The sequence below is a fragment of the Micromonospora vulcania genome (assembly GCF_042658605.1).
Lineage (GTDB): Bacteria > Actinomycetota > Actinomycetes > Mycobacteriales > Micromonosporaceae > Micromonospora > Micromonospora vulcania.
This window is the reverse complement of the sequence record NZ_JBHSQS010000044.1, coordinates 1-26,784: the sequence shown is the minus strand read 5'-3', so window position 1 is coordinate 26,784 and position 26,784 is coordinate 1. Positions and strand designations below refer to the sequence as shown.

The following is a 26,784-nucleotide window of genomic DNA, read 5'->3' as shown; positions in this document are numbered from 1 at the left end:
TGCCTGGGAGCCCAAGACCGGGGCGGGGGGGGGGGGGGGCGGGGGGGGTTAGCGGAAGAAGGCTCGTAGGAGGGCTGCGTTTTCGGGCTCTAGTACTCCGCCGTAGACCTCTGGGCGGTGGTTGAGGCGGCGGTCGCGCAGCACGTCCCAGAGCGAGCCGGCCGCCCCGGTCTTGGGCTCCCAGGCACCGAAGACCACGGTCGAGACCCGGGCCAGCACCAGCGCGCCGGCGCACATGGTGCACGGCTCCAGCGTGACCACCAGGGTGCAGCCGTCCAGCCGCCACTGGCCGAGCCGCTCCGCGCCCCGGCGCAGCGCCAGCACCTCGGCGTGCCCGGTGGGGTCGCCGGTCAACTCCCGCTCGTTGCGGCCAATCGCCAACTCGGTGCCGTCCGGCCCGTAGAGCACCGCACCCACCGGCACGTCATCGATCGCCGCGCCGGCACCACCCGGACCCACGCCGCCAGCGCCCGGACCCACGCCGCCAGCGCCCGGACCCACGCCGCCAGCGCCCGGACCCACGCCGGCACCACCCGGACCCACGCCGGCACCGCCCGGACCCACGCCGCCAGCGCCCGGACCCACGCCGGCACCACCCGGACCCACGCCGCCAGCGCCCGGACCAACCAAGCCCGCAACAGGGCCGGCGGCGGGGCCGGTGACCGCGACCTCCAAGGCCCGGCGCATCCACAGCTCGTGCCGCTGCCGTCGACCGACCTCGCCCGGGTCGGCCAGCCCTTCGGCAGCACCCGGGCCCACACGGCCCACCGCGCCGGGAGTTGGTTGGCCGGGCCGAACCGTCCCCAGCGAAGGATCGGTGGCGTCGGCCGGCTCCGCGCCGCCCAGGGGCACCGTCACACCGCCCGAACCCGATCCGTCGGGATCAGACCTCACGCAGTTCCTCGACCTCGTCGACACAGCCGAGCACCTGGCATACCTCGGCGGTGACGTCGGCCGGCATCATGCCCTCGTGGGCGCAGAGGGCCAGCAGCTTCTGCGCGGAGATGCCCAGGTTGGCCAGGAGGTCGGCCTCGCCCACCGGGTCGGCCTCCGGGTCGACGGCCGGCTGCTCGCTCTCCTCGTCACCGCTGGACGTCGGGCGCGGCTCGTCGACCTCGTCGAGCCCGGTGACCGAGGTCTTCAGATCACCGACCAGCAACGAACCGAGACGGGACTCCTCGGCGTACGCCGAGTCCGACCCGAACACCCGCAGGTCCTCGCCCTCGTCGAGGCGCAGGATCACCAGGTACGCGTCGTCCGCCTCGACGAACAGCAGCGACACCTCGGCGTCCTGATCGACGTCCCGCAGCCGGTCGGCAACCTCGTCGATGTCGGTGGCGCCGCGCAGATTGACCTCTGCGGCGCTCCAGCCGCTGTCGTCGCGCACCACGGCCGCAGCGAAGTACGACACGGTCCCCCCAATAGCCCTCGGCACAGCGCCGACTCGTTACGCGTGCACGTTAGCCGGTCGGGTCGGCAGCCGACCGGTCAACGCCCCGAAGGGCCGGCCAATCGTGACAAAGTCGGATCAGCCGGCGACCCGGCGACGGGTGGCGATGAGTTGGCGCAGACGCTCGGTACGCAGCCGCTGCGGCCGGTTGCGCTGGCGTACCGCCCGGGCCCCCGCCAACTCGGCGAGAAGCTGCAGGCGGCGGCGGCTTCGATCGGGGTCCTGCCGCGGGGTGGTCCAGGCCATAGTGCCGAGCGTGCCGAGTCTCAGCGGCCACGTCAAGACGGCGTTCGCTACGCAGCCAACCGGGCACGCGGCGCAGTCGCCGACATCCGATCCGGGGCCGGGAAACCGGTCACCAAAGCGGCCAGTCACCACCGGTCGCCCAGCGGACCGCCACCACGGCGGCGGCGATGCTCCAGCCACCGGCGGTGACGATGGCCACCCCGGTCGCCACCCCCCGATCGCCGTAGCGCACCAGCACCAGGGCGGTCGCCCAGGCCAGTAGGCCGGCCACCACCGTCCACCACGCGTAGCTGGCCACATCGGTGCCGAGCAGGCCGAACAGCAGCAGCCACCCGGCCGCCGCGCCGCCGCCCGCGGCGACACCGGCGCCGGTGACCCGGTGCGGTTCGCGGTAGGTGGGCCGGGTCGGCGGCCCGGCCGGGAAGAGCCCCGAGGGGGTACGCGGCACCGCACGTGCGGCGGCGCCGGGAGCCGAACCGGGATCAGGCTGGGCGATCGTCACAGTCGCTGCCTCCCGTCACGCGCGCCGCTCGTGCCCACGGTACCGGTCTGCCAGGATGACCGGATGCCGTCGTCCACGATCGGTCGCCGCGTGCGTCCGGCGTACCCGATTCTGCTGCTGCTCGCCCCGGTGCTGGCCGCCGGTTGCGCGACCACCCGGCCTGGGGCGCCTCCGGATGGCGTGGCGCCGACGCCGCCCGCGGTCTGGGCGACCGGCGAGCAGCCCGCGGCGACGCCGACCGTTGCGGCACCGACCGGCTCGGCCCGCCCGGCGCCGTCGTCGGCCGGGCCGTCGGCGACCGCGCCGCGCGCCGGGCTGCGGCACGTGTTTCCGGTACGCGCCGACAACGTCGCCTATCACCCGACGCACGGGGCGTACCCGGCGACGGACATCTTCGCCGACTGCGGTGAGCCGGTCGTGGCGGTGACCGACGGGACGGTGCTGGAGGTGAGTCGCACCGACCGGTACGACAAGCGCGGGCCACAGGGTCCGGAGAACGGCGGCCTGTCCGTGGCCCTGCTCGGCGACGACGGGGTGCGCTACTACGGCTCGCACCTGAGCGGTGTGGCCACCGGCGTGAACGCCGGGGTCCGGGTCCGCGCCGGGCAGCAGCTCGGCAAGGTGGGCCGCACCGGTAATGCGAACAACGTCTGTCACCTGCATTTCGGCATCTCACCGCCGTGTGCGGGTCGGGACGGCTGGTGGATCCGGCGCGGGGTGCTCTGGCCGGCGCGCTACCTGGACTCGTGGCGGCGTGGTGGCAATCGGGAACCGGCCGCCGAGGTCACGGCGTGGCAGCGCAAACACGGCTGTCCGAAGGCTCCCTGAGGGACCAAGCAGCGGCTAGGTTCGGTGGGATGAAAGCCCGGGACCCCATCGCCGACCTGCGCCGGATCGCGTTCCTGCTGGAACGCGCGAACGAGGCCACCTACCGGGTGCGGGCGTTCCGGTCGGCGGCGACGGCGCTGGCCGGCCTGCCGGCGGCCGAGCTGGCCGAGCGCGCCGGCAACGGCACGCTGACCGAGCTGACCGGGGTCGGTGACGTCACCGCCCGCTGCGTGGCGGAGTCACTGGCCGGCGAGGAGCCGGTCTATCTGCGCCGGTTGGTAGCCACCGAGGGCAGCGATTTGGACGCCGAGGCGGCAGCACTACGCGAGGCGCTGCGCGGCGACTGTCACACCCACTCGGACTGGTCCGACGGCGGCTCGCCGATCGAGGAGATGGCGCTGGCCGCGGTGGAGCTGGGCCACGAATACATGGTGTTGACCGACCACTCGCCCCGGCTGACGGTGGCCCGGGGGCTGACCGCCGACCGGCTGCGCCGTCAGCTCGATCACGTGGCGCAGGTCAACGCGGCGCTGCCGGAGGGTTTCCGGATTCTCACCGGGATCGAGGTGGACATCCTCGCCGACGGCTCGCTCGACCAGGACGACGACCTGCTGGCTCGGCTGGACGTGGTGGTCGGCTCGGTGCACAGCGGCCTGAAGGACGAGCGGGCAAAGATGACGCGGCGGATGCTGACCGCGGTCGCCAACCCGCACCTGGACATCCTGGGTCACTGCACCGGCCGGATGGTGTCGTCCCGCCCGGCCGGGGTGACCGGGCCCGGCGATCGGGGACACCGGGCCCGGACCAGGGGGGAGAGCGACTTCGACGCGGACGCGGTCTTCGCCGCCTGCGCGGAGCACGACACCGCCGTCGAGATCAACTCGCGGCCGGAGCGGCAGGACCCGCCGAAGCGGCTGATCCGCCGTGCCCTGGAGGCCGGCTGCCGGTTCGCGATCGACACGGACGCGCACGCGCCCGGCCAGCTCGACTGGCAGCGGTTCGGTTGCGAGCGGGCGGCCCGCTGCGGCGTCCCCGCCGACCGGGTGGTCAACACCTGGTCGGCGGAGCAGCTCATCGCGTGGACGCAGGGTCGACGCTGACCTCGACGTAGGTCAGCGCTGGGTGGCCGGCTCGGCCGCCGGCACGGCGGGGACGCCGACCGCCACCCGGGGACGCCGCCGGCCGAACACGCCCTGCGAGACGGCGACCCCCAGCAGCACGATGAGCGCGCCGACCGGCTGGTGCCAGTTGAGCCGTTCGTCGAGCGCCACGGCCCCGATCAGCACCGCGAAGATCGGGATCAGGTAGGTGACGGTGGAGGCGGTGCTCGCCCCGGCCACCCGGATGTTGCGCATGTTGATCACGAAGGCGAGCCCGGTGCCGAGCGCGCCGAGGGTCAGCACGCTGGCCACGACCTTCGGCGACAGCTCGGTGGGCAGCGGCGGTGCGCCCGCGACGAACGGGGTGACGATGGCCAACTGCGCGGCGGCGAGCAGGAGCTGCGCCGCGGAGAGCGACAGGCCGGAGTGCGTGCTGCCGGCGACGAACCGCTTCTGGTACGGAATGGCGACGCCGTAGCAGGCGGCCGCGCCGAAGCACATCAGCTGCCCGGTGAAGTGCGCCCCGCCGATCCCCTCCCAGACCCCGAGCACCACGAGCACACCGACGAAGCCCAGCCCGAGCCCGACGGCACGGCGCACGGTCAGCCGCTCGGTACGAAAGACCAGCACGGCCAGCGGCAGCACGATCAGCGGTGTGGTGGCGTTCCAGATGCCGGCCAACATCGACTCGACACGCTGCTCGCCGTAGCCGAAGAGGGTGAACGGCACGGCCACGCCGAACGCGGCGACGACGGTCAGGTGTGCCCAGACCCGGGGCTCACGGGGCGGCCGGTCGCGCAGCACCGCGAGCACCACCAGCAGGGTCAGCGCCCCGGTGGAGACCCGGTAGAGGGTGAGTTGGACCGGGTGCAGCTCGGCCACCCCGACCTTGATGAACAGGAAGCTGGAGCCCCAGATCGCGGCGAGGGCCACGAAGCCTGGCAGCCAGGCGCGCAGCGGCGCCTTGTCAGGAGTGGTATCGGCCGTCACCCCTGACACTCTGCCGCAGTCGTACGACAAAGTCGTGCGACTTTCGGACACCCAGCTCGCTCCACATCTGCCACCTGAACACGACAAACGCCGTCGACAACACCACCGGGTGGTCACGTAGGGTCGCAGCGTGGGACGAATCGATGAACTCGCCAACCGCTACGTGGCCGAGTGGGCGCCCTTGAGCCCGACCGGCGCCACCCATGTCGGCATCGCCGGCCATGACGACCAGCTCGACGATCTGTCGCCCGAGGGCTACGCGGCACGGGCCGACCTGACCCGGCGTACGCTCGCCGACCTCGAAGTGACCGAACCGGCCACCGAGTCGGAACGGACCGCCAAGGAGGCCATGCAGGAACGGCTCGGCCTGGACCTGGCCCGCTACGAGGCCGGCGAGACGACGAGCGAAATCAGTGTGATCGAGAGCGGACTGCACGAGATCCGCATGGTCTTCGACCTCATGCCGACATCGACGGCCGACGAGCAGGCCAACATCGCCGCCCGACTCAACGGCTTCGCCGGCGCGTTGGAGGCCTACAAGACGACCCTGCGCGAGGCTGTCGCCGCCGGTCAGGTCAGCTCCAAGGTGCAGCTGGTCGAGGTGGCCAAGCAGTGCGACATCTGGGTCGACCCGAACGGGGACAACTTCTTCCACGGGCTGGTCGAGCGGCTGGGTGCGGACGGCAGCCTCGGCGCGGAGCTGCGCCGGGGCGCGGCGGCCGCCACTGCCGCGACGGCGGAGTTCGGCCAGTTCCTGCGCGCCGAGCTGGCACCGCACGGGCGGGACAAGCAGGCCGCCGGTCGAGAGCGCTACGAACTCGCCTCGCAGTACTTCCTCGGCGCCAAGGTCGACCTGGACGAGACGTACGCCTGGGGCTTCGCGGAGCTGGCCCGCCTGGAGGCGGAGATGCGCGTCGTGGCCGGGCGTATCGCCGGCTCCGGTGCCACCGTCGACGAGGCCGTGGCCAAGTTGGACGCCGATCCGGCACGGACCATCCAGGGCAAGGAGGCGTTCCGGGACTGGATGCAGGCGCTCGCCGACAAGGCCATCGGCGAGCTGCACGGCACCCACTTCGACATTCCGGAGCAGGTCCGTCGGATCGAGTGCTGCCTGGCCCCGACCAGTGACGGCGCCATCTACTACACCGGGCCGAGCGAGGACTTCTCCCGCCCGGGCCGGATGTGGTGGGCGGTGCCGCAGGGCATCACCGACTTCTCCACCTGGCGGGAGGTGACCACGGTCTACCACGAGGGCGTACCGGGTCACCACCTCCAGGTGGCGCAGACCGCGGTCCGGGCCGACCTGCTCAATCGCTGGCAGCGGTTGCTCTGCTGGGTCTCCGGGCACGGCGAGGGCTGGGCGCTCTACTCGGAGCGGTTGATGGACGAGCTGGGCTACCTGGAGGACCCCGGCGACAAGCTGGGCATGCTCGACGGGCAGGCGATGCGCGCGGCCCGGGTGATCGTGGACATCGGCATGCACCTGGAGTTGGAGATCCCGAAGGACAACCCGTTCGGCTTCCACCCCGGCGAGCGGTGGACGCCCGAGCTGGGCTGGGAGTTCATGCGGGCGCACTGCCGGGTGCCGGACGAGAACCTGCGCTTCGAGCTGAACCGCTACCTCGGCTGGCCGGGGCAGGCACCGTCGTACAAGGTCGGTGAGCGGATCTGGCTCCAGGCGCGGGACGACGCGAAGGCCCGCAAGGGCGCGGACTTCGACCTGCGGGAGTTCCACCGGCAGGCGTTGGACCTGGGCGCGCTGGGCCTCGACCCGCTGCGCCGGGCGCTGGCCCGGCTCTGAGTCGTACCCGCCCCGGTCGGGACGTCCCGACCGGGGCGAAGTCGACCGGGGCGGTGCCGGCCAGCGCCGGGTGGTGCTTGGACGCGCTGGTCAGCCGAGGCTCAGCGCCAACGCCGGCCGGGCGGTGAGCGTGTCGCTGGTGACGTACGCCAGGTCGATGACCGGGTCGGTGAAGGTGATCGGAATGGGCAGGGTGACCGGGATGCCGTCCGGCAACGGCAGGTCCGGGGTCAGAGTGACCTTGATCCCGAGCAGCCGAGCGACGAACCGGGTGGAATAGAAGGCCACGTCGCCGCGGACCGTCAGCCGGTCGGTCGCGTACTGCTGGCTGCGCCCCTGGGGGCCGTCGGCGCGCAGCAGGAAGTCGTCGGTCACCGCCTCCTGCATGCTGAACTTCAGCACCTTGAGAGTGCCCTTCTCGGACTGCAGGTCGGTGATCCCGTCGAACCGAAGGCCGGTCATGGTCACCTTGGTGCCGGTGAGCTTGGACGGCGTCTGGGCCACCTTCGGCAGCGTCGGGTCGGGGGCGATGCGCGGCAGGGGCTTGCCCGGTTCCACCTTGCCCGGTGCCGTCGTACCCGACGTGCCCGGCCGCGCCGGGGGCGCCGTCGGGCAGGCGGTGGAACCGGGGCGGGTCGCCGGCGGCCGGGTCGGCGTGGCGGTCGGCTGCGCCGTCGGGCTCGCCGACGGAGTCGCGCTGGCCCCCCGGCGGCCACCGGTGAGCAGGTCGCCGATCCCGTGCAGGATGTCGCTGATCAGGTTGCCGCCCGAGGTCCGCCCCGGAGTCGGGCTGGCTGTCGGGGTCGCGGTAGGCGTGGTGCGGGTGGGCGACGGGGTGGGCGTCCGGGACGGTGTCGGGCAGGCGGTGGCGGCGGGCCGGCTCGGTGCGGCCTGCACCGGCCTGGGCTGGATGGCCAGCCCGGTCGCGGCGAGACCGAGCACCACCAGGACGATCGTGAAGGTACGCGGGTTGGCCGAACCGCTCGGCCGCTCACCCGGTGTGCCCAGATCGACCGTCGGGTGGTCGGACCGCTCGCCGGCACCGGACCGCTCGCCAGCCTCGGCCCGTTCGTCGGCACCGGCGGCGCTGGCCCGCGCCCCGTCGACCTGCTCGGTTGCGGGCCGCAGGACGCCAGCCCGGTCGACGCCGACCTGGTCGACGCCGACCTGCTCCGCCCCGGCCGGCTCAGCGTCGGCCTCGGTCCGGGCCGCTTCGGTCCCGTCGGTCTCGGTCCGGTCCGCCTCGGTCCGGGCCGCTTCGGTCCCGTCGGCCTCGGTCCGGTCCGCTTCGGTCCGGGCCGCTTCGGTCCGGGCCGCTTCGGTCCGGGCCGCTTCGATCGGCGCGGCGTCGGTCTGGGCCGCTTCGGCCTGGTCGGCTTCGGTTGGCGCGGGCCGGGTTGGCGTCCAGGCGAAGGCGAGCGCGCTGCCGACCATGCCGAGCAGTAGGCCGACGAAGAAACCGCCGAGGTTGAGCCCGATCAGCGAGTAGACCGTGGTGACCGCCGCGACGATCGAGTAGAACAGTCGATGTGCAGGGCTGAGCCAGAGCAGCAGACCGCAGGTCACCAGGATGGCCGGGATCAGCAGCGAGAGCAGCCCGGTGGCTCCGCTGTGGAAGCTCAGTCCGTTGATGGTCATCCGGGTGGAGCCGAACATCTCCAGTCCGGCCAGAGCGGTGAGCAGGCCACCCCAGAACGGCCGGCTCCGCTGCCAGCGGCGGAAGGTCCGCCACGCTTGGGTCGTACCGCTGGGCCGGGCGTGCGACGGGTTGGCGGTTGTCACGTACTCCTCCTGCCGGAGCGGGGACCGGGACGGGAACGGGCCCGCGGTGGTCGACCACCGCGGGCCTCGGCTCACCTCAGAAACACTCCTTGCCCTTGGCGTCGTCGCCCACGTTGACCTTCAGCCGGAGCCCGACCAGGTTGAACGAGGCCGCGGTGGTGTACCGGGACACCTGCTGCAGGTTGGTGATGGTGACGTGCTCGGAGTTCTGGCCGAACGAGCCCGCCTGCGCGGTCGGGTTCAGGTCGGTCGCGTCCCGGCCGATCTTGATGTTGGTGAACGTCGCATTGCCCTCCAGCGAGTCCATCGCGATCAGCAGGTCCTGTGCGTGGGCGGGCTCCTTGCCCTCACCGGCGTTGATGGTGAGCACCACCGGCACGCCCGGCAGGTCGGCGCGGACGGACTGGCAGAGGCTGTAGAGATCCGCGCTGCTGATCTCGGAGAGGGCGATCGGGTGGACCTTGCCGTCCTTGCCCTTCTCCCGGACGATGCCGCCGTACTGCTTGAAGCCGTCCCCTTCGAGGCGCTTGGCGCCGATCTTGAAGGTCTGCCCGGACACGGTGATGTCGGACGCGATGGCGCCGGTCGACATCCCGAACAGGATGGCACCGACGGCGGCCGTGGTGGGCACCATCAGGGCGGCGAACCGCCGCCACCGGGTACGGCCCTGATTGTCTAACCGATCCTGCACGGGTTCCTCCTCGGATGGATGCGTGCGGGTGGCCGTCCCGAACTGATGGCCCCGCACCCGGCCCGTCGCCTGTTACCGGCGGGTAACGATCGGGTTTGATGGTGCACCCGCTGAGGCGCGGCTCACAACCCCCTGATTACCGGGCGGTAACACATCGGCGACCGAGAGGTGCGACGGCATCACGGACCGTCGACCCTTGTGGACGCGCGGAAGCCTAAATAGGTTATAAATCCGGCAAACACTCTCCGGTTGATGACGGAGAGCGACGAACCCATCGACGGATTACAATCAGGTAACGGCTGTAAAGTACGCAGGTCACGGCCACCGTCCACGCCAGCCATCGCCGCCGCCCGGGCGAGCCGTTCGGACCGGCCGGCCCATCCGAACATCCGGCCGACCGAGGAACCGGTCGATCCCGGCGGACGCTCCGATGCCCTACTGTTTCGGCGTGAATCTGAACGACGTGCGGCGTGACTGGACCAAGCTGGGCTCCGAGGATCCGCTCTGGGCCGTACTCGTTCAGCCCGGTAAACGCGGTGGACGGTGGGACGTCGAGGAGTTCCTGGCCACCGGCCGTGCCGACGTCGAGGAGACGACCGGCTGGCTGCGCCAGCTCGACCTGCCCACGCGGTGGGAACGGGTACTGGACTTCGGGTGCGGAGCCGGGCGACTGTCCCAGGCACTCGCCCCGCACGCGGACGAGGTCGTCGGCGTCGACATCGCGCCGTCCATGCTGGAGACCGCCCGGCGACTGGACCAGAGCGCCGGCAACATCCGTTTCGTCCTCAACGACGCGCCGGATCTGAGCCAGTTCCCCGACGGCCACTTCGACCTGGTCTACAGCGCCCTGGTGTTGCAGCACCTGCCGCGCCCCGCGATCGAGGGCTACCTGGCCGAGTTCCTGCGGGTCCTGCGGCCCGGCGGGATCGCGGTCGTGGGGCTGCCGACCGAGCCCGCGCGTACGGCGAAGGGCCTCATTTGGCAGGTCGCGCCCTTCCGCCTGATCAGCTGGGCACAGCGTCGCCTGCTCAACTACCCCGCGCCGATGAGCATGACCGCCGTACCGCACGCCGACATGATGCGACTGATGGCCGCGCACGGCGGGGACATCGTCGGGCAGCGGCCCGACCTCCCGTACACCGAAGACTGGGTGTGCACCCGGTACGCGGTACGCCGCGCCTGACCCACCCGGAAACGGACCGGGCCGGCCGACCCCCGAGGGTCGACCGGCCCAGTCAGGTCGGCGTGCGTTGGTGCTACGGCTCGCTGCGGTCCGAGGCGTGGCGTCCACCGGCCGGCACCGTCGGCTCCTCGACCGGCTCCGCGGTCGCCTCCGACGGCTGGTCGGTCGTCGGTCGGTCGTCGGCGTGCACCGCGGTGGCGGCGGGCCCACGGCGCGACGCGCGGACGACGAGGAACAGACCGAGCAGCAGCAGGAGGATGCCGAGGGCGCCCAGCGCGATCGGCAGCACCCCGGTCAGCAGGTTGATCTGACCCCGCGCGTCCTTGGCAGCCTTGGCCTGCTGCTTCTGGGTCTCCTCGGTGAAGGTGAGGGTGGCGTCGATGATCTTGATCTTGTCCGCGCCGGTTGCGTCGCGGAGGGTCTGCAGCTGCTTCTCCTGGCCCTTGACGATCACGCCGCTGTCCGGCTCCACCCAGAGGGTGCGGGTGTTGGCGTAGTAGCGGCCGGCGGTCACCGTGGGCTCGGTCGAGCCGACCAGGTTGCCCGGGACCTTGATCTCGCTGATCTGGATCGGCTCGGCCGTCATCTCGAACTTGTAGACGGTCAACCCCTGCAGCTCCTCGGTCCCCACGAACTTGGCGGGGTACGACTTCCGAGCGCTGTTGTCGAAGTACTGGTAGGTCTTCTTCTCGGTGCCGAACGGGAACGTGTAGGTCAGGCCCTCGTGCTTGAAGGGCGTGCCGTTGATGTCCTCGGCACAGCAGGCGACCGCCTCCGCCGTCCGGCGGTCCAGGGCCACCCGGTCCGTGCTGAGCGTGATCTCCTTGCCGGCGTCGTCGATCACCCGGACACCGACGTTGAAGACCGTCCGGTCGGCGTTGCCGGCGTCGACATCTCCCCGGACGGCCCGGTGGGCGGTGAGGCCGACCCCGCTCCGCTCGGACAGGGTGCTGAAGTCAAGAACAGTTGCGTTCTGGGCCGTCGAAATCGTCACCGAGCTCTGGTCCAGGGGCAACTTGACGAGAGCGGGCGCGAGGGTCAACGGCGTCGCCACGGCCCCGACGATCAGGAACGCGCCCGCCGCCACCAGGACGGCACCCGACGTGGATCGCATGTAACTCCTCCCCTTGTAAAGCTCGACTAGTCGGCTGACAGTACATGACGAGACCGATTTCGGATATGGTCCGACGCGGCCTCCTGAGCCGTACCGACTCTGGCAGGTGGCAGCCGTCCGGCTGCCGCATCAAATGGGATGTTGAGGACCTGTGAGCGGACCTGTCAGACCGGTACCGATCAGCGGTGAAGCGCGCCCGTCCGCGCCAAATACCGACCGTTCCGGCGGTTGGCTACCCGCTCTGGAAGGGCTCCGCGCGGTGGCGGTGCTCGGTGTGGTCGTCCACCATGTCTCCTTTCTCAGCGGGTTCACCAACTCGTTCGGACGCCTCGGAGGGCTGCTGGCCAGACTGGACGTCGGCGTGGCACTCTTCTTCGCCCTGTCCGGCTTCCTGCTCTACCGGCCATTCGCGGTCGCCGCCATTTCCGCGCACCCGCAGCCGTCCGTTCGGAGATACCTCTGGCACCGGGCGCTGCGCATTTTGCCCGGGTACTGGGCAATGGCGGTCGTCGCACTGCTCTGGCTCAACATCGATTACCTGCGGTCACTCTGGGACTGGGCAATCCCCCTGCTGTTGGCGCAGATTTATCAGCCATTGCGACTCCCGGTCGGGATGGAGCAGACCTGGAGCCTGGCCACCGAGGCGACGTTCTACCTCGCGCTGCCACTGATCGCGGTGTTCGGCCGGCGGCTGGGCGGTCGTACCCCGTTGGGACGGGCCCGCCGCCAGCTGGCACTCGGCGTCGCACTCGTCCTGGCCGGCCTCGCCTGGAACGCGAACGCGCACGGAACCGACTCGCCGCTACCGGGTCTGGCGGTGCTCTGGCTGCCCGCCTTCCTGGACTGGTTCGGAGTCGGTGTCGTGCTCGCCGTGCTCGCCTCCTGGCCCGCCAGTACGACCTCGTCCCCGTTCCTCCCGCACCTGGCCCCGGGCGCGAGTGGATCCGGGCGACGCGAGGAGGACCTGTGGTCCGCCACCCCGCGCGGGCTCCGCGTCTTCACGTTCGCCCCCGGTACGTCGTGGCTCATCGCCGGCGCGCTGCTCTGGATCGCCAGCACCCCGATCGCCGGTCCCCGTGGCGTCGAGCCGGCCACCGCGATCGAGTCGGTCACCGAACACCTGGTGTTCCTGCTCGTCGCCTGGTGCGTGATCGCCCCGCTCGTCGGCCCCGGATCGGGCGGGGTGCCGCGCGCGCTCCTGCTCCAGCCGGTGCTCAGGTTCCTCGGTCGGATCTCCTACGGCATCTTCCTCTGGCATCTCCTCGCCCTGGAGGCCTGTTTCCGACTGCTCGGATTCACCCGGATGGACAGCTCGTTCTGGGTGCTGCTGACGCTCACCCTGGCCCTCACGATCCCGGTCGCCGCCGGCAGCTACTACCTGATCGAGTGGCCGACGCAGCGACTCCGGCGCTACGTCGAGAGTCGGCGCGTCAGGCCGCCCGTCCGGGTGCCCGTGCCGCAGACCGCGGCGGTCGGCCCGGCCGAGCAGACGACGCTGCCGGCGCGACTCGTACTTGCCCCGGACGCGCCGGAAACGCAGCACCAGCGCGGCGATCGCCACGAGCAGCAGACCGGCCGGGACCGCGACGAGTAGGTCCGCGATCGGCTCTGAGCCGACCCGCCACAACCACCACCGCTCGGTCCCGTACATCGTGAGCCCCAGCGCGGCCGGTACCCAGATCCAGGTGGGAGTGGGCGTACGGCGCCGGTGCAGCGCCACCACCACGACCGCGCAGCCGAGCCCCACCAGGCCCCCGAGCAGCGCGGGCACACCGATCGCGAGGACCGGCGCGGTCGGCATCGAGGACGGGACCACCGGGTACGACGGCCGATGACGCCGGGCGGGCAGCAGGGCGGCGACGATCAGGAGCAGCAGCAGACCCGCGGCGATCCGCAGGATGAGGGCGTACTGCACGCCGGGTGTGAAGACCAGCTCGACCCGTCCGGCGGCCCCGGCCGGTACGAGCCACGCCTGTTTCCACCCGTCGAGGCGGGTCGGTTCGAGCCGTACGCCGTCGAGGGTCGCCCGCCAGCCCGGGTTCGCGTTCTCCGGGACGACCAGGTAGCTGGCGCCGCCCGGCCCGACCTCGACCGAGCGGTGTTGGTCGTCCCAGCCGAGCACCGTCAACGCCTGGCGGGACGGCTCGACGGCGGCGGCTCGGGCCGACGGCTCGCCGGTCAGGATCACGCTGTCGATGACGAACCGGTCCGCCGGGGCGGCGACCTCGTTCGGGCCCGCCCTCAGCGGGACTCGGTCGGCATCCGCCTTCGCCGTCGTCTTCGTCTTGGCCGTCGTCTTCGTCTCGACCGTGCACGCGCGGTACCGCAGTGGCCGCAGATCCCGCAGGTCCCGCAGGGTGCCGGACGCCGTCGTCGGCACCCGCGCCCCGTTGACGACGATGGTCGGGCCCGCACCACAGGGCAGGGTCACCGTACGGCCGATGTCGCGGGGCTGGTTGACCTCGGGCATGCCCTGCACCTCGACGCCGCTGAGCCCGACCGGGAGCGGTTGCGGCTCGAACAGCGCCGTCGAGCGGCTGACCCTCGGGACCGTCGACGTCACGGCCACGAACAGGCTGCGGGTACGCAGGGCCGGGAAGCGGGCGATCCCGTCCGGGTCGACGGTCACCTCACGGATTCCGTTGTCCCCCGTGATCCGCACCGTCTTCGGTGGTGCCGCGACGAGGCTCGCCGCGAACCGCAGCCGCACCCAGTTCACCTTCCGGATCCCGGTCCAGCGCAGTTCCACCGTCGGCTGCGGGTCGTTCGGGTCCGCCAACCACGCCGTACCGTCGTCGCCGTCGCCCAGCGCCCTCGCCGAGGCGACCGGGTCCGTGAACCACGCGCTCGACGTGGTGAAGGTCGAGCCGCCCACCAGCTCGTCGTACACGGCGAGTGCGGTGGCCGGCGTGGGGCGGGCCAGGCCGGTGAGATTGGCGGTCGCCGCGGCGGGCAGGTCGAAGCGGCGCGGCACCAGGCCGGTCTCCTCGCCCTGGCGGATCAGGCTGGGCGCGCAGAGGTAGTGGTCGCCGGAGAGCGCACAGGCCGGCCGGTCCACGGCCTTGCGGGCGAGCGCGACGACCTCCGGTGGACCGGCGGCTTCGGGCACCGCCGGCAGGCGTAGGTACCGCTCGGGGCTCACCCCGGGGACCCGCAGGTCCCTGATGCCCGCGCGACGGCCCGGCACGTCGAGGCCCGCGACACCGTCGATGGTCACCCGCACCCAACCGGTACGACCCGAGGGCAGCGCCAACCGCGTCGGCGCCCGCCCCGCGTCGGTCACCGAGTGCACGAACGACCCGCCTTCGGTGCTGACCACCACCCGCGTCGCCGGAGCGCCGAGGACCTCGTCGTCGACCACCTGAAGCTCCACCGACCCGGCCTGGATCTTGTCGCGGAACCGGACCTCCAGCCACTGACCCACCGGTTTGCGCGCACCGTCCGACAACCACGCCGTGCCACTGTCACCGTCCACGGCCGCGAACGGTGTGGCGGACGGGTCACGCAACCCAGCCGGCCCCGCGACGTCGGCGGCGCTGGAGGAGGCCCGTACGTCGGTCACCCCGGCGTAACCGGCCGAGGTGACCGACGAACTCCAGGCCGGGTCGAGGAAGTCGTGCACCGCGCGGGGCAGCCGAGGCTGGTCCTCGGGGGTGAACGTCCGCGAGCCGTTGCCGCGGGCGAGTCCGAAATCGACCTCCCGGTTACGCAGGCTGTCGGCGAGCACGGTGCCCGTACCGGTCGCGGCCGGGGCATCGCCGTCGAGGATCACCGGCCGGTCTCCGAGGACACCGGCGTCGCTGAGATCCAGCAGCGTCTCCGGTGCGCCGACCAGGTCGAGCGGCTGCGCGGCGTCCGCCAGGCTGGCACGCGGTGTCGGTCGGTCCACCTGGTAGATCTCCACCGCCGGGTACGGCTCGTGCAGCCCGTAGTCCCACGCCCCACCGAGATCCGGCTTCAACCCACTGATCGGCCCGAACGCGGCCACCCGGAACAGCCCCGGTGCGCTGTCCAGCGTCCGGTGCACGAGCAGCGGCCAGGCGAAGGCGCCGACCGGCTGTCGAAGGTCGTTGCGGACCAGCAGGTACCGCACGCCGAGCCGACCCAGCACGTCCGCCAGGCCCGGCGAGGCGGTACCGGCGGCGAGCCGGTCGTCGATGGCGGAGAGCAGTCGGGCGTTGCCCGCCGAGCCGGCCGGCACCAGCGAGCGCACCGCCCACGGCTTGTCCAGCAGGGGCTGGACCGGCTCGTCCAGCGAGCGCCCCCAGTCGTACTCGGCGAAGTTGGAGCCGGGCACCAGCAGCGTCGTTCCCGGGCCGGCGTGCTGGTCGAGCCATCCGGTCGCCTGCCGCCAGTGCTCGGGTACGCCCCAGAAGCCGCCGCCCGCCGCGAGCCCCGCGGAACCCGCGCCGCCGGTGACCGCGACGAGCGCGACGGCGGTGACGCCCAGCGCCACCCGCCGGGGCGCCATGTTGGTGGGTCGGGTGAACCGGCGGATGACCGCGATCCGTCCGACGGTGTCCAGCATGTGTGCGGTGGCCAGAGCCAACGGCAGGCGGAGCACGACGTCGAACTTGTGCAGGTTGCGGAGCGCGGCGAGCGGACCGTCGAGGGCCTCCCGGACCGTCGCGGCGAAGGCGGCCCCACCGTCCGACAGGTTGCCCGCGGTCAGGGTCAACAGCCCGACCAGCGCCGCGATGAACAGGAACCGCCGCTCCGGCAGATCCCGACGGGCCAGGCCCGCCAGGCCGATGCAGGCGATCAGGCCGGTGAGCAGGACCATCCACGGCTCGGTGACCAGCGCCCATCCCGAGCGCCACCAGGGCACCCCGTCGACGGCCAGGTACCCCACCCAGTGCGTCGAGCCACGGACCGCCGACGGAAGTGAGGTCACGCTCGTCGTGACCGCCGCGCTCTCGGTGAACGGCAGGAACGGGAACCCGTACCGCTGTAGCAGCAGCAACGGCACCAGCCACCAGAAGGTGGCCGCGACCATCGCCACCGTCCACCAGGCCAACAGCCGGACCCGCCGCCACCCGGGGGCCCGCGTCACCACGAACAGGAAGGCAGGCAGTACGGCACACGCGGCGGCAGCCCCGTTCGCCCCGCCCATGCAGACCACCGCCAACCCGCTGAGCGCCGCCGCCCGCCGCAGCGAACCGCCCGCGGCCCCCTTGACCAGCGGCAGCAGCACCCACGGCGCGACGCAGTACGGCAACAACTCCAGCGAGACCGTGCCGACCAGGGACAGCGCCCGGGGCGAGAGGGCGAACACCGCGCCCGCCACCAGGCGGGACGCCGGGCCGCCCAGGTCGAGCGCGCGGGCCAGCCGCACCACACCGGTGAGGGCCACGCAGAGCAGGGCCGCCATCCAGAGCCGCTGGACGAGCCACGCCGGCAGGCCCATCGCCTCACCGAGGAAGAAGAACGGGCCCATCGGGAAGAAGTAGCCGACCGCCTGGTTCTGCAGCGTGCCGAACTGCCAGTCGGCGGTCCAGAGGTGCATGGCCCGGGCCAGGAACCCGCCCGGGTCCAGGGCCATGTCCAGCTTGGTGTCGGGCACGATGAGCCCCGGCTCCTGGGTGACGCACAGCCCGATCAGCGCCAGACAGACCAGCAGCTCACGCAGGCGCCACACCGCCAGGGACACCGTGGCGGACGGTATACCGGGGGTGCGCCGAGCGGTCGACCAGGCGGTCAGCACTGCCGTACCGGAACTCCGGTAAGCAGTTCGTCCGGGCTGGCCTCCCGCTCGGTCACGGCGTCGTCGTCGACACCCGCACCGATGAGCACCTGCCGGACCGCCGCCGGCTCAGCCCCCGGCACCAGGATCCACAGGCCGTGCTCGTCGATCGCGACGTGCCGGGTGTGCGGCAGCAGCGGAGCCACCCGGGCCAGGAGGGTCTCCGGCCGGTCGGTCCGCACCGTGACGCAGGCGTTCCGCGCCGCCCAGGGCAGCGCTCGCGGTGCGAGCAGGTCACCCAGGACCGCACGGACCCGCTGCCCGGTGTCCGCCCAGCGGAACGCGGCGCTCCACCCGCGACACTCGGCCGCCATCCGGTCGGCGTCCGCCGGCGTCGCGAGGTCGTCCAGCGCGCGGTCGAGACCGACGGCCAGGCTGCCCGCCGGATCCGCACCCTCGTTCACCAACCATCCGGTACGCCCCGGTCGCACCGCGTCGCGAAGCCCGTCCACGTCGAAGGCGACGGTGGGCAGCCCGGCGGCGGCGGCCTCCACCACCACGAGGCCCCACCCCTCGCCCCAGGAACCGGAGACGTGCAACCACGCGGAGCTCAGCAACGCGTCCCGCTCGTCGGACGGCAGGTGGCCGTGGACCGTGACCACGTCGGCCAGCGCCCTCGCGTCGACCTGTCGACGGATCGTCTCCACGTCCGGCCCACCGCCGACGATGTCCAGGCGCAGGTCGGGCCGACCCTTGCGGAGCTGGTCGACGGCGTCGAGCACCAGATCCACCCGCTTGTGCCGGGTCACCCGGCCGACGCAGACCAGTCGGGGGCTCGCGTCGCGCACCCCACCATCGGGTACGCCGACCGGCGGCGACGACGCGTCGGCTCCGTTCGGCACCACGACCACCGGGCCCGCCCAGCGGAGCCGGTCCCGTACGGCCAGCGCGGTGGAGGGTGAGACGGCGAGGGTCACCCCACGGCGGTAGACCCGACGCGCGACCGGCCCCTCCAACCACGCCCCGAAGCGGCCGACGAGCGGGCCGAAGTACAGCCGGAACTGCCGGTCGTGCACGTGGTGGATCACGCAGATCACCGGCACGTCCGCCGGCAGGACGGCTGGACTGAAGAACGGGATGCCGTTCTGGCAGTCCACGACCGCGTCGAACTGACGCCGACGCCGCGACAGCCAGCCGAGCACCCGGGGATAGATGCTCCACCGGCCACCGACCCGGACGATCCGGATGCCGTCCCGAACCTCGTCGCCCAGCTGGCCGGCCGGACGCGCGGTCACGAAGGTGACCTCCGCGCCCGCGGTCACCAGGTCGCGGGCCACCTGCCACGCGTAGACCTCGGCACCACCCGCGTCCGGATGCCAGGGGTCCTTCCAGTTGAGCACCGCGATCCGGCGGCCCTCGACGACGGCACCGGCGGTGGGTGGCGCAGTGGTCCGGGCGGATCCGACACTCACGGCCGCAATCCCACGGCGGCTGCGCCACGGGTCACGTCCGAGGCGACCGGAAGCGTGACGACCGGCATCGGCATCGTGCTCGGCAGCGCGGGGGCGATGTCCTCGCGCCGGAGCCGCCACCGGATCTTCGCGACGTCCACGAAGCTCTGCCAGCCGTGGCGGACCGGCGAGAAGCGCGAGCCGGGCACGTCCACCCAGTTGACCGGGATCTCCACCAGCCGGGCGCCTGCCCGCTCGGCGCGCCCCAGCACCTCCACATCGAAGGCGAACCCGCCACACCGAAGGGGCGCGAACGCCCGACGCGCGACGTCGCCACGGAAGAACTTGAACCCGCACTGCGTCTCACCCACGCTGCGCACCACCTGCCGGACCGCACCCCGGAACGCCACCGCACCCCACCGTCGGAGCAGGCTGTGCCGTTCCTGGACCACCGACCGGGGATGGGCGCGCGAACCGACCACCGCGTCGGCACCGTCGACCAGGAGACTCAGCACCTGCCCGAGGTTATCCGGCGCGGTGGCCAGGTCGGCGTCACAGAAACCGACGTAGCGCGCGTCGCTCGCCAGCACACCGGTACGCACCGCGAACCCCTTGCCACGCTCGCCGCACCAGAGCAGCCGGACGGGGACCGCGCCGGGTAGCGCGGTCGACACCACCTCGGCCGTTCCATCGGTGCTGGCGTTGTCGACCACGGTCACCCGGCAGGGCACACCGAGGCCGGCAAGTGCCGCCCGCAGCAGGAGCAGCGTGGCAGGCAGTCGCTGCGCCTCGTTGAAGGCGGGCACCACGACATCGAGAACGACCGCATCTGACGACACGTCAGGAGGAAGGACCTCCATGAAGCGCCGTCAGCGCTCGCCGTACACGATGATGGGCTGCTCCACCTTGGCCGGCTTGCTGTTGCTCGTAACGGCGGTGGTCCCGACCGAGACGGCCAGAATTCCCAGCACGGCACCCACTGCCGCGGCGATCACCGCGGTCAGGAGGGGATTGAAGGATGCCTTCATTGACGGTCCCTTCGACAAAAGTGACCGGACAGTAGCATGTGCCGCCGCCGTGCCGCGGGGTGCAAAAGGGTGATCAACAGGGTGGCCCCGAGTACCGAATACCCCAGTACCGGAGCAATGCCAACACTCCCCGCCGAGCTGGAAGAACCAGCACCAGCCAGGCGAAGCAGCGTCAATGTCCCGTCCCGACGGACCAGCTCGGCATCCGCGAAGCGGCCCTGGATCCCGGTGCCGTCAGGTTGATCGGTCTGGATGAGTACGTACCGGACGCCGAGCCGACGCAGGGCCGGCCCCGGGTCGCCGGGCACCGCCAGCGCCGCCGCCACCCGGTCGGCCTCGTGGCTCTCGCCGCGGATCCGTTCCCGCCCGACCAGCACGTCCTGGTCACCGATCACCGGACGGCGGAACGCCCTCGGAGCCGGGTCGAGCACGGGCACGTCGCCCGCCCAGCGGTACGCCCGAAACGACGACCAGGGCAGTGAGACCAGGCTGCCGCCCGTGGCGTCCCCGTTCACCACCGCGCGTACCGCCGTCCACTCCGCCGGGTACCGCACCGTCTCGAGCTGGCCGGTGAGGCCCCAGGCCAGGCCGGGCAGGAGCAGGACCGGAGCGACCATCACCAGTGGGGCCAGCGCCCGGGCACCCGCCGCCACCAACGACTCCACCAGCACAGCGAGGCCCACCGCCTGGAGCAACGCCAACGGGGCGAGCAGTCGGGTGCCGTCCCGGACGGCACCGGCCAGGGGAACGTGCTCGACCAACGCGACCATCCACTGCGCACCCAGCGACCAGGCCGGCAGCACGGCGATCACGGTCCCGACGACAGCGCCGACCAGCAGACCCCACCAGGCGGCCGACGGCCACCGCCGCCGGGTCAGCACGAACCCCCAGACCGCCGCCGCCGCGAGCACCAGCGCGACCAGGGCCACCGCCCACTGGTTCCGCCCGACCGGAACGGCGTGACGGCTCCAGATGCCGCCGAGCGTGGCGACGCTCCCGAGCACTCCGAGTGGCGTGTCCGCACGGACGGCGAAGGCGGCGATCCCCCGCTCGTCGAGGTCGACCGGGTTGCCCCGGTTCACCAGGGCCAGCAGCCAGGGAGCGGTGAGACCGGCCAGCGTCGCCGCACCCGCCACCAGTGCCCGCCACCGCCGGGCCAGGGCCAACGCCGGAGCGCAGGTGAGCACCGCCGCCAGCACCATCGCCGGCCCACCCAGCACCACCGAGACCCCGCCGGCGACGGCGACCCCCCGACCCGGGCCGCCGCCGTCCGCAGGACGCCGCAACACCCCCAACACCCAGGCGTACGCCCAGGGCAGCGCCGCGTACCCCGCGATCACCGCCCACTGGCCGAGGTGCAGCCGCCCGTACACCCAGGGGTTCCAGACGTACCCCAGTCCCGCCGCGACTCGTGCCAGAGGGTGACCGACGGGAGCCAGCCGGGCCGCACCTACCGCGGCCAGGGCCAGACAACCGGCGAGAAGCACCTTCTCCGCGATGTCCGCCGGCATCAACTGCGACAGGCCCACCGCCAGCAGCTCGCTGGGCACCGCACGCGGCAACTCGGAACCGCTGCCCCAGACCATCGCGCCGAACGGCGGATCGGGTACGAACACCAGGTCGTACCGCAGGACGTAGCCACGCCCGAGCACCGGACCCAGGATCGCCACGACCACACCGAGGCCGAGGACGACCTCCGGCCACCAACGACGGAGTACGACGGCAGCGCGGAGCAGTGCCGGACCGAACTCCGGTGACGGTCGGCGCACACGGACCCCCACAGACCTGGACGGGAAGTCGGGCCCGACATCGCACCCGGGGCTCCGGACAGCACTCTAGGCACAGGCGGAGCACGGGCGGTAGCTTGCCCTGACGACGCCGCGAGGCGACCCGCGACAACGGCGCGAGCTCGGGGCGGCGGCCGTCCCCCAGCGAACCGACAAGAGGCACGATGACAGAGACGACGCCCGGGGCCGGCCCGGGTCGCCTGGGAGCGGCAGGCGCGGCGGTGGCAGCCGCCGCGATGGTGACGAACGGGCTGGCCTACCTGCTCCCGATGCTCGGCGCCCGAAAGTTGGCGGTCGAGGAGCTGAGCGTGCTGGCCACGGTGCTGGCCCTCGTGGCGATCGTCGGAGTCGCCGGCGTGGGCCTGCAGATGGCGGTCGCCGTGCACCGTGCCCGCCATCCCGGCGCACCGACCAACCGGGTCGCGCTCGGCACCGCGGCCGTCGCCGGTGGCGCCGTCGTCGTGACGGCACCGCTGCTGATGACCGAACTGCACCTGTCGCTGGAGGTCATGGCGCTGGTCGCCGGCACGACCGTCGCGGTCGTCCTGGCCGGCCGCTGGCTCGGCGAACTACAGGGCGAGCAACGCTTCCTGCGCCTCGCGTGGGCCATGGGCGTATTCGCCCTCGGCCGGTACGCGGGCATGAGCGTCGCGCTCGTCCTCGGCGCCAGCGTCGTCGACACCCTCCTCGTCGGCCTGGTGACCACCTACCTCGTACTGCCGGTCCTGGCCTGGCTCGCCCGACGCGAGACCACCGATGAGAACAGCACCGCCGAGGCCGGCACGGCCCTGCGGGTCCAGCAGGTGATGAGCGCCGGTACGGCCGCGCTGGCGATGCTCGTGGTGTCGTACGCCGACCTCATCTTCGCCCGACAACTGTTGACGCCGGCGGAGTCCGGGGCCTACTCGGTCGGAACCGTGCTCACCAAGGGCGCGCTCTGGGCACCCCAGGTGATCACGGTGCTGGCACTGCCCCGCCTGGCCGTCGGCAACAACCGCGTCCGAACCGTCGTACTCGTGATCGTCGGCTCCTGCGGCGCCCTGCTCGTCACCGCCGCCGCCCTGGCCGGCGACTTCGCCTTCGGGCTGGCCGGCGGCGCGGGCTACGCCTCGCTGGGCGAGTACGCCCCCTACTTCGCCGCCACCGGCGCGCTCTACGCGGTGGTCTTCGCGGTGGTCAACGCGAACATCGCAGCGGGTACCCGGTGGCCCGCAGCGCCGCTGTGGGTGGCCGCGGGTTGTCTCGCCGTCCTGACGATGTTCGTCGCGCCGCACACGATCCAGGGGATCATGTGGTCCGCCTACGGCACCGCCGCGGCGACCGCGCTGGTGATGCTCCTCAGGCTGCCGCGAGCCAAGCGCCGAGCAACTGGTGATCGATCGAGTCCACCCGACCGAGCGGACGACCCGCGGCAAGCCGCTCCCGCAGCTCCGCCCGGGTGAACCAGCGCGCATCCAGCAACTCCACGCCGTCCACCCGCACCTCGTCCGACGCGGCCGTGGCCCGGAAGCCCACCATCAACCCGGCCGGGAACGGCCACGCCTGCGATCCCTGGTACCTCAGGTCGGCCACGACGATCCCGGCCTCCTCGGCCATCTCCCGCCGGACCGCGTCCTCCAGGCTCTCGCCCACCTCGACGAACCCGGCCAGGGTCGAGTACGCATCCTCGGCCGCACCCGCGTGCCGGGCCAGCAGGCAGCGCTCCGGCACACCCGGCCCGCCGGGCGCCACCACCAGCACGATGATCGCCGGCTCGATCCGGGGAAACAGCAGCCGTCCGCACTCCGCACCCGAGCAGACCCGCACGTGCCCGCCGTCGCGGGAGTCGGTGGTGGCTCCGCAGCTGCCGCACCAACGCTGCTGGCGGTGCCAGTGCAACAACCCCCGGGCGTACGCCTGGGTGGCCGCCTCGGCCGGGCTCAGCCGGCCGACCAGCGCCCGGACATCCACGGCGGAGTCGGCACCGGTCAGGTCGAGCGCCTCCGCGCGGGGACGGCCGGACAGGTCGACGGCGAAGACCGCCGTACCGTCGTCCAGGCCGAGGAAGACCGTCTGGTCGGCGGCGGCGGTGAGCACCGGTCCGGCGGTGTCGGCCCTCAGCCGTACCGGCCCGGCCGCATCCGTCACCAGGCAGTGGTCCCGCCACAGCGGCAGCACCACGGTGGTCGCCTCGGCGAGCAACGCGGCCAACCGGCCCGGTTCGGCGCGCAGCGCCCCCGCCCGGTCCAGCCACCCGCCGCCGTACGCCAACACCCGCTCCGCAGTGCTCACCCGGGTCACCGTGCCACGTCAGCCGACACGTGCCGGCACCGCCCCCGGCCCACGGCGACACGCCGGGGACGACACGCGGTACCAGGGCCGGGGGACACAGCCGGCCGCGACGGCCGGGCATTCGTTACCGTAGGTCTCCTCCGGGATGGGCGGACCTCCCGTGGCACCTGGCGATCGAGGTAGTAGTGACGCTGTACGGCGAAAAGAACCCACCCGCCGACGACCGGCCCACCGTGCTCGTCACCGCGGTCACCTGGCCGGACGACGGGCCGGGGTCGGCCACGGCACCCACCGCTGAGCCGGCGAACGGCCCGCGCCGCCCGCGCCGGATGCGGACGCTGCTCGCCGCCGGCGTCACCGGCGGAGTGCTCGCCGCCGTGGCGGGTGCCGGCGCCTGGGCGTACGCCGGCGACGTGCCTCGGGGCACCAACGTCCTCGACGCCGAGCTGGGCGGTCGGAGCCGCACCGAGGCCGGCCGTGAACTACAGGCGGCGCTGGACCGCAGGGCGGCGACCCTCACCGCGCCGCTTCGAGTCACCGTCGGGGACCGCACCGCCGAGATCAACCCGGCCGACGTGGGGTTGAGCGTCGACGTGGCGGCCACCGTCGCGGCAGCGGCCGAGGCCGATGCGCACCCGGTCAGCCGGCTGGTCGGGTCCCGCACCGTCGACCCGGTGGTCACCGTCGACGCGGACCGGCTCGACACCACGCTGCGCAAGGTGCTCGGCGACCAGGTCCAGGGCATGACCCTGCCGGCGATCACCTATCAGGGCACCACCCCGAAGGTGGTCCAGCCCAAGCCGGGGCTGGCGTTCGACCCGCAGCGCACCGCCGAGGTGGTCCGCGCCGGCTGGCTGGCCGGCACCCCGGTCACCGTGCCGCTCGTGGAGAGCCACCCGGCGACCACCGCCGAGGAGCTGGACCGGCTGGTCGCCGAGTTGGCGAAGCCGGCGGTCGCCGCGCCGGTCACCCTGCGCACCGGCAGGGGATCGGTCACGGTCCCGCCCGCCGCCATCGCGAAGAGCCTGCGGTTCACCGCCGACAAGGCCGGCCGACTGACCCCGACGGTCGACGTGAAGCGGCTGCGCACGGCACTCGGCGACGACCTGGCCGCCATCGAGGTGCCGCCGAAGGACGCGACGATCGCGATCTCCGGCGGCCGGCCCAAGGTCACCGAAGGGCAGCCCGGCCAGCAGCTGGACACGGCGACCCTGAGCCGCGACCTGCTGGCGGTGCTGCCGAAGTCGGACGGCCGCGAGGTGACCGGCGAGCTGAAGCCGACCCCACCCGAGCTGACCGCGGAGAAGCTGGCCGGTCTGGGCATCAAGGAGCGGGTGTCCACCTTCACCACACGGTTCACCGGGGGCATGGCCTCGTCGCGCAGCCAGAACATCGCCACCATCGCCAAGGAGGTGGACGGCGCCATCGTGCTGCCGGGGAAGACGTTCTCGTTGAACGGCCACACCGGTGAGCGCGGCTACGCGCAGGGTTACCGGGACGCTCCGGTGATCCTGGACGGCAAGCTCGTCCCGGGCGTCGGCGGCGGCACCTCACAGTTCACCACCACGCTGTTCAACGCCAGCTACTACGCCGGCCTGGAGGACGTCGAGCACAAGCCGCACTCGTACTGGTTCGACCGGTACCCGGCGGTCATCGAGTCGACCATCTTCTGGCCGAGCCTGGACTTCAAGTTCCGCAACAACACCCCGCACGGCCTGCTCATCGACACGTCGTACACGTCGAGCACGATCACCGTGTCGATCTGGAGCACGAAGATCTACGACAGCGTCAAGACCGAGTACGGGCCCCGCCGCAACGTGACCACCCCGAAGCTCATCCACCTTGAGCCCGGCCCGACCTGCATCCCGAGCAACGGCATCAACGGTTTCACGCAGGACGCCTTCCGGGTCATCAAGAAGGACGGCAAGGTGGTCAAGCGGGAGAAGTTCACCTGGCGCTACGAAGCGGAACCGCGTTACGTCTGCGGCCCGAAGCCGTCCTGAGCGTTGGTGACCCGCCGTACCACACGGGTGCTGAGGACCACCGTGACCAGGACCAGCACCGTCCCGGCCGCCCACAGCGGGTAGGCCACCGTCCGCGTGTCCAGCGCCGTTCCGTGGAGCGGGCTCCCGTGCGCGGTCACCGCCCGGTACAGCCAGCCGAGCAGGTAGAGCGACGCCGTGCCGAGCACGCCCAGCCACCACCTGCCCATCGCCCAATCGGCCGCCCACTCCGTTGCGTCGCCGGCGATGCGCCGCGCCCGGTAGAGCCACGTGCTGAAGGCGCCTGCCGCGACCAGCGCGCCGAGAATCCACAGCACGTCGCCGGTAGCGGTCAGCTCGCCCCGCGGGGTCAACTCACTGACGATCAGGTACGCCAGCCAGGCGGGCACCACGTCCACGTTGCCGTGCGTCGCTATCTCAATGCGGTGCTCGTAGTACCCCACCGCGGTGACCGTACGGAGCACGTCGACGATCGCCCACAGGATCAGCGCGAGCACCGCAAGCCGGGCCGCCGCTCGCAGCCCGCGCCGTGACTCGGTCATCGTCCCGTAGGGGGGTTCGCCGCTCGTCGCTCGCACCCTGCGCTCCCATCGTTCGGAGGGTCCGCAGTTGAGTATCGACGGCCGACGGCTCCAGCGGGGCCCCGAAGGCCGCCAGCTGGGTAACCCGCGACGCTGTCCCGCCTCCATGATCGGCACAATTTCGGGGAAGTTGCTGCCTGAACGCGTCCGGAGGCAGCAACTTCCCCGAAATTGCGTGGCCGGTCGGGTGCAGACGCAGAAAAGGCCACCCCATTCGGGGTGGCCTTTTCTGAAAGATTGTCCGGCGGTGTCCTACTCTCCCACACCCTCACGAGTGCAGTACCATCGGCGCT

General features: G+C 72.3%; 20 protein-coding genes and 2 pseudogenes. 7 read left to right on the top strand and 15 right to left on the bottom strand.

Translation table 11 applies throughout. The features are described 5' to 3' along the window. Positions 1-48 precede the first annotated feature (48 nt). From ACFQGL_RS31550 to ACFQGL_RS31535, 4 genes are all read right to left on the bottom strand, one after another. Positions 49-480: a nucleoside deaminase gene (locus ACFQGL_RS31550; protein ID WP_417566768.1), complete on the bottom strand. Its 432-nt coding sequence runs from the start codon at positions 478-480 to the stop codon at positions 49-51. Between the two features lie 403 nt (positions 481-883). Continuing rightward, positions 884-1,411 (bottom strand): tRNA adenosine deaminase-associated protein, encoded by a 528-nt coding sequence (locus tag ACFQGL_RS31545; protein ID WP_377516309.1) that lies wholly within the window; start codon positions 1,409-1,411, stop codon positions 884-886. 117 nt (positions 1,412-1,528) lie between these two features. Further along, the gene (locus ACFQGL_RS31540; protein WP_167627079.1) at positions 1,529-1,696 is read right to left on the bottom strand and encodes a hypothetical protein; all 168 of its coding nucleotides are present in this window, start codon (positions 1,694-1,696) and stop codon (positions 1,529-1,531) included. A 109-nt stretch (positions 1,697-1,805) separates the two neighbouring features. After that, on the bottom strand, positions 1,806-2,198 hold the full coding sequence (locus tag ACFQGL_RS31535; protein WP_377516308.1) for a hypothetical protein: 393 nt from the start codon (positions 2,196-2,198) through the stop codon (positions 1,806-1,808). A 63-nt stretch (positions 2,199-2,261) separates the two neighbouring features. Between ACFQGL_RS31535 and ACFQGL_RS31530 the strand changes: the two genes are divergently transcribed. Next, on the top strand, positions 2,262-3,026 hold the full coding sequence (locus ACFQGL_RS31530; protein WP_377516307.1) for a M23 family metallopeptidase: 765 nt from the start codon (positions 2,262-2,264) through the stop codon (positions 3,024-3,026). Between the two features lie 29 nt (positions 3,027-3,055). Continuing rightward, complete coding sequence (locus tag ACFQGL_RS31525; protein WP_377516306.1) at positions 3,056-4,126, top strand: PHP domain-containing protein; 1,071 nt, start codon at positions 3,056-3,058, stop codon at positions 4,124-4,126. Here the strand turns inward: ACFQGL_RS31525 and ACFQGL_RS31520 are convergent. Continuing rightward, positions 4,009-5,116 (bottom strand): annotated as a pseudogene (locus ACFQGL_RS31520) (DMT family transporter); the annotation flags it as partial. The gene ACFQGL_RS31525 and the pseudogene ACFQGL_RS31520 sit on opposite strands and share 118 nt — an antisense overlap. Positions 5,117-5,246: 130 nt before the next feature. Between ACFQGL_RS31520 and ACFQGL_RS31515 the strand changes: the two are divergent. Further along, the gene (locus tag ACFQGL_RS31515; RefSeq protein WP_377516305.1) at positions 5,247-6,917 is read left to right on the top strand and encodes a DUF885 domain-containing protein; all 1,671 of its coding nucleotides are present in this window, start codon (positions 5,247-5,249) and stop codon (positions 6,915-6,917) included. Between the two features lie 90 nt (positions 6,918-7,007). On the opposite strand, the gene ACFQGL_RS31510 is transcribed toward ACFQGL_RS31515, so the two are convergent. Beyond that, complete coding sequence (locus ACFQGL_RS31510) at positions 7,008-8,699, bottom strand: DUF6114 domain-containing protein (RefSeq protein WP_377516304.1); 1,692 nt, start codon at positions 8,697-8,699, stop codon at positions 7,008-7,010. A 76-nt stretch (positions 8,700-8,775) separates the two neighbouring features. Further along, positions 8,776-9,390 carry a DUF6230 family protein gene (locus ACFQGL_RS31505; RefSeq protein WP_377516303.1) on the bottom strand — a complete coding sequence of 205 codons (615 nt, stop codon included), beginning with the start codon at positions 9,388-9,390 and terminating at the stop codon, positions 8,776-8,778. Between the two features lie 448 nt (positions 9,391-9,838). Between ACFQGL_RS31505 and ACFQGL_RS31500 the strand changes: the two genes are divergently transcribed. Next, positions 9,839-10,573, top strand: a complete 735-nt coding sequence (locus ACFQGL_RS31500) for a class I SAM-dependent methyltransferase (RefSeq protein WP_377516302.1) — start codon at positions 9,839-9,841, stop codon at positions 10,571-10,573. A 73-nt stretch (positions 10,574-10,646) separates the two neighbouring features. Here the strand turns inward: ACFQGL_RS31500 and pgfA are convergent, their stop codons facing one another. Further along, positions 10,647-11,687, bottom strand: coding sequence for a cell envelope lipid trafficking protein PgfA (gene pgfA / locus ACFQGL_RS31495; protein WP_377516301.1), 1,041 nt, complete (start codon positions 11,685-11,687; stop codon positions 10,647-10,649). A gap of 151 nt (positions 11,688-11,838) precedes the next feature. Here pgfA and ACFQGL_RS31490 point away from each other — a divergent pair, with 151 nt between their 5' ends. Further along, positions 11,839-13,281 carry an acyltransferase family protein gene (locus tag ACFQGL_RS31490; protein ID WP_377516310.1) on the top strand — a complete coding sequence of 481 codons (1,443 nt, stop codon included), beginning with the start codon at positions 11,839-11,841 and terminating at the stop codon, positions 13,279-13,281. Positions 13,282-14,166: 885 nt separating this feature from the next. On the opposite strand, the pseudogene ACFQGL_RS32200 reads toward ACFQGL_RS31490, so the two are convergent. The 5 genes and pseudogenes from ACFQGL_RS32200 to ACFQGL_RS31465 all read right to left on the bottom strand — a co-directional run. Continuing rightward, positions 14,167-17,325 (bottom strand): annotated as a pseudogene (locus ACFQGL_RS32200) (alpha-(1->3)-arabinofuranosyltransferase domain-containing protein); the annotation flags it as partial. A gap of 59 nt (positions 17,326-17,384) precedes the next feature. Continuing rightward, positions 17,385-18,842, bottom strand: coding sequence for a glycosyltransferase family 4 protein (locus tag ACFQGL_RS31480; protein WP_377516300.1), 1,458 nt, complete (start codon positions 18,840-18,842; stop codon positions 17,385-17,387). After that, positions 18,839-19,660, bottom strand: coding sequence for a glycosyltransferase (locus ACFQGL_RS31475; protein WP_377516299.1), 822 nt, complete (start codon positions 19,658-19,660; stop codon positions 18,839-18,841). The genes ACFQGL_RS31480 and ACFQGL_RS31475 overlap by 4 nt, the downstream gene beginning before the upstream one ends. A gap of 30 nt (positions 19,661-19,690) precedes the next feature. Then, positions 19,691-19,849, bottom strand: a complete 159-nt coding sequence (locus ACFQGL_RS31470; RefSeq protein WP_377516298.1) for a hypothetical protein — start codon at positions 19,847-19,849, stop codon at positions 19,691-19,693. Next, positions 19,846-21,630, bottom strand: a complete 1,785-nt coding sequence (locus ACFQGL_RS31465; RefSeq protein ID WP_377516297.1) for an MmpA family trehalose lipid delivery protein — start codon at positions 21,628-21,630, stop codon at positions 19,846-19,848. The genes ACFQGL_RS31470 and ACFQGL_RS31465 overlap by 4 nt, the downstream gene beginning before the upstream one ends. A gap of 170 nt (positions 21,631-21,800) precedes the next feature. Between ACFQGL_RS31465 and ACFQGL_RS31460 the strand changes: the two genes are divergently transcribed. Further along, positions 21,801-23,078, top strand: a complete 1,278-nt coding sequence (locus ACFQGL_RS31460; RefSeq protein ID WP_377516296.1) for an MATE family efflux transporter — start codon at positions 21,801-21,803, stop codon at positions 23,076-23,078. Here the strand turns inward: ACFQGL_RS31460 and nudC are convergent. After that, complete coding sequence (nudC, locus tag ACFQGL_RS31455) at positions 22,975-23,907, bottom strand: NAD(+) diphosphatase (protein ID WP_377516295.1); 933 nt, start codon at positions 23,905-23,907, stop codon at positions 22,975-22,977. The genes ACFQGL_RS31460 and nudC overlap by 104 nt on opposite strands. A gap of 185 nt (positions 23,908-24,092) precedes the next feature. On the opposite strand from nudC, the gene ACFQGL_RS31450 reads away from it, so the two are divergent. After that, entirely contained in the window at positions 24,093-25,910 is a 1,818-nt protein-coding gene (locus ACFQGL_RS31450; protein ID WP_377516294.1) for a VanW family protein, read from the top strand. Here the strand turns inward: ACFQGL_RS31450 and ACFQGL_RS31445 are convergent. Then, positions 25,883-26,452: a hypothetical protein gene (locus ACFQGL_RS31445; protein ID WP_377516293.1), complete on the bottom strand. Its 570-nt coding sequence runs from the start codon at positions 26,450-26,452 to the stop codon at positions 25,883-25,885. The genes ACFQGL_RS31450 and ACFQGL_RS31445 overlap by 28 nt on opposite strands. Between the last annotated feature and the right edge of the window lie 332 nt (positions 26,453-26,784).

Coding starts and splice junctions, on each gene's coding strand:
- ACFQGL_RS31540 (WP_167627079.1), bottom strand. CDS start 1,696: ATGGCCTGGACCACCCCGCGGCAGGACCCCGATCGAAGCCGCCGCCGC.
- ACFQGL_RS31530 (WP_377516307.1), top strand. CDS start 2,262: ATGCCGTCGTCCACGATCGGTCGCCGCGTGCGTCCGGCGTACCCGATT.
- ACFQGL_RS31525 (WP_377516306.1), top strand. CDS start 3,056: ATGAAAGCCCGGGACCCCATCGCCGACCTGCGCCGGATCGCGTTCCTG.
- pgfA (WP_377516301.1), bottom strand. CDS start 11,687: ATGCGATCCACGTCGGGTGCCGTCCTGGTGGCGGCGGGCGCGTTCCTG.
- ACFQGL_RS31470 (WP_377516298.1), bottom strand. CDS start 19,849: ATGAAGGCATCCTTCAATCCCCTCCTGACCGCGGTGATCGCCGCGGCA.
- ACFQGL_RS31460 (WP_377516296.1), top strand. CDS start 21,801: ATGACAGAGACGACGCCCGGGGCCGGCCCGGGTCGCCTGGGAGCGGCA.
- ACFQGL_RS31445 (WP_377516293.1), bottom strand. CDS start 26,452: ATGACCGAGTCACGGCGCGGGCTGCGAGCGGCGGCCCGGCTTGCGGTG.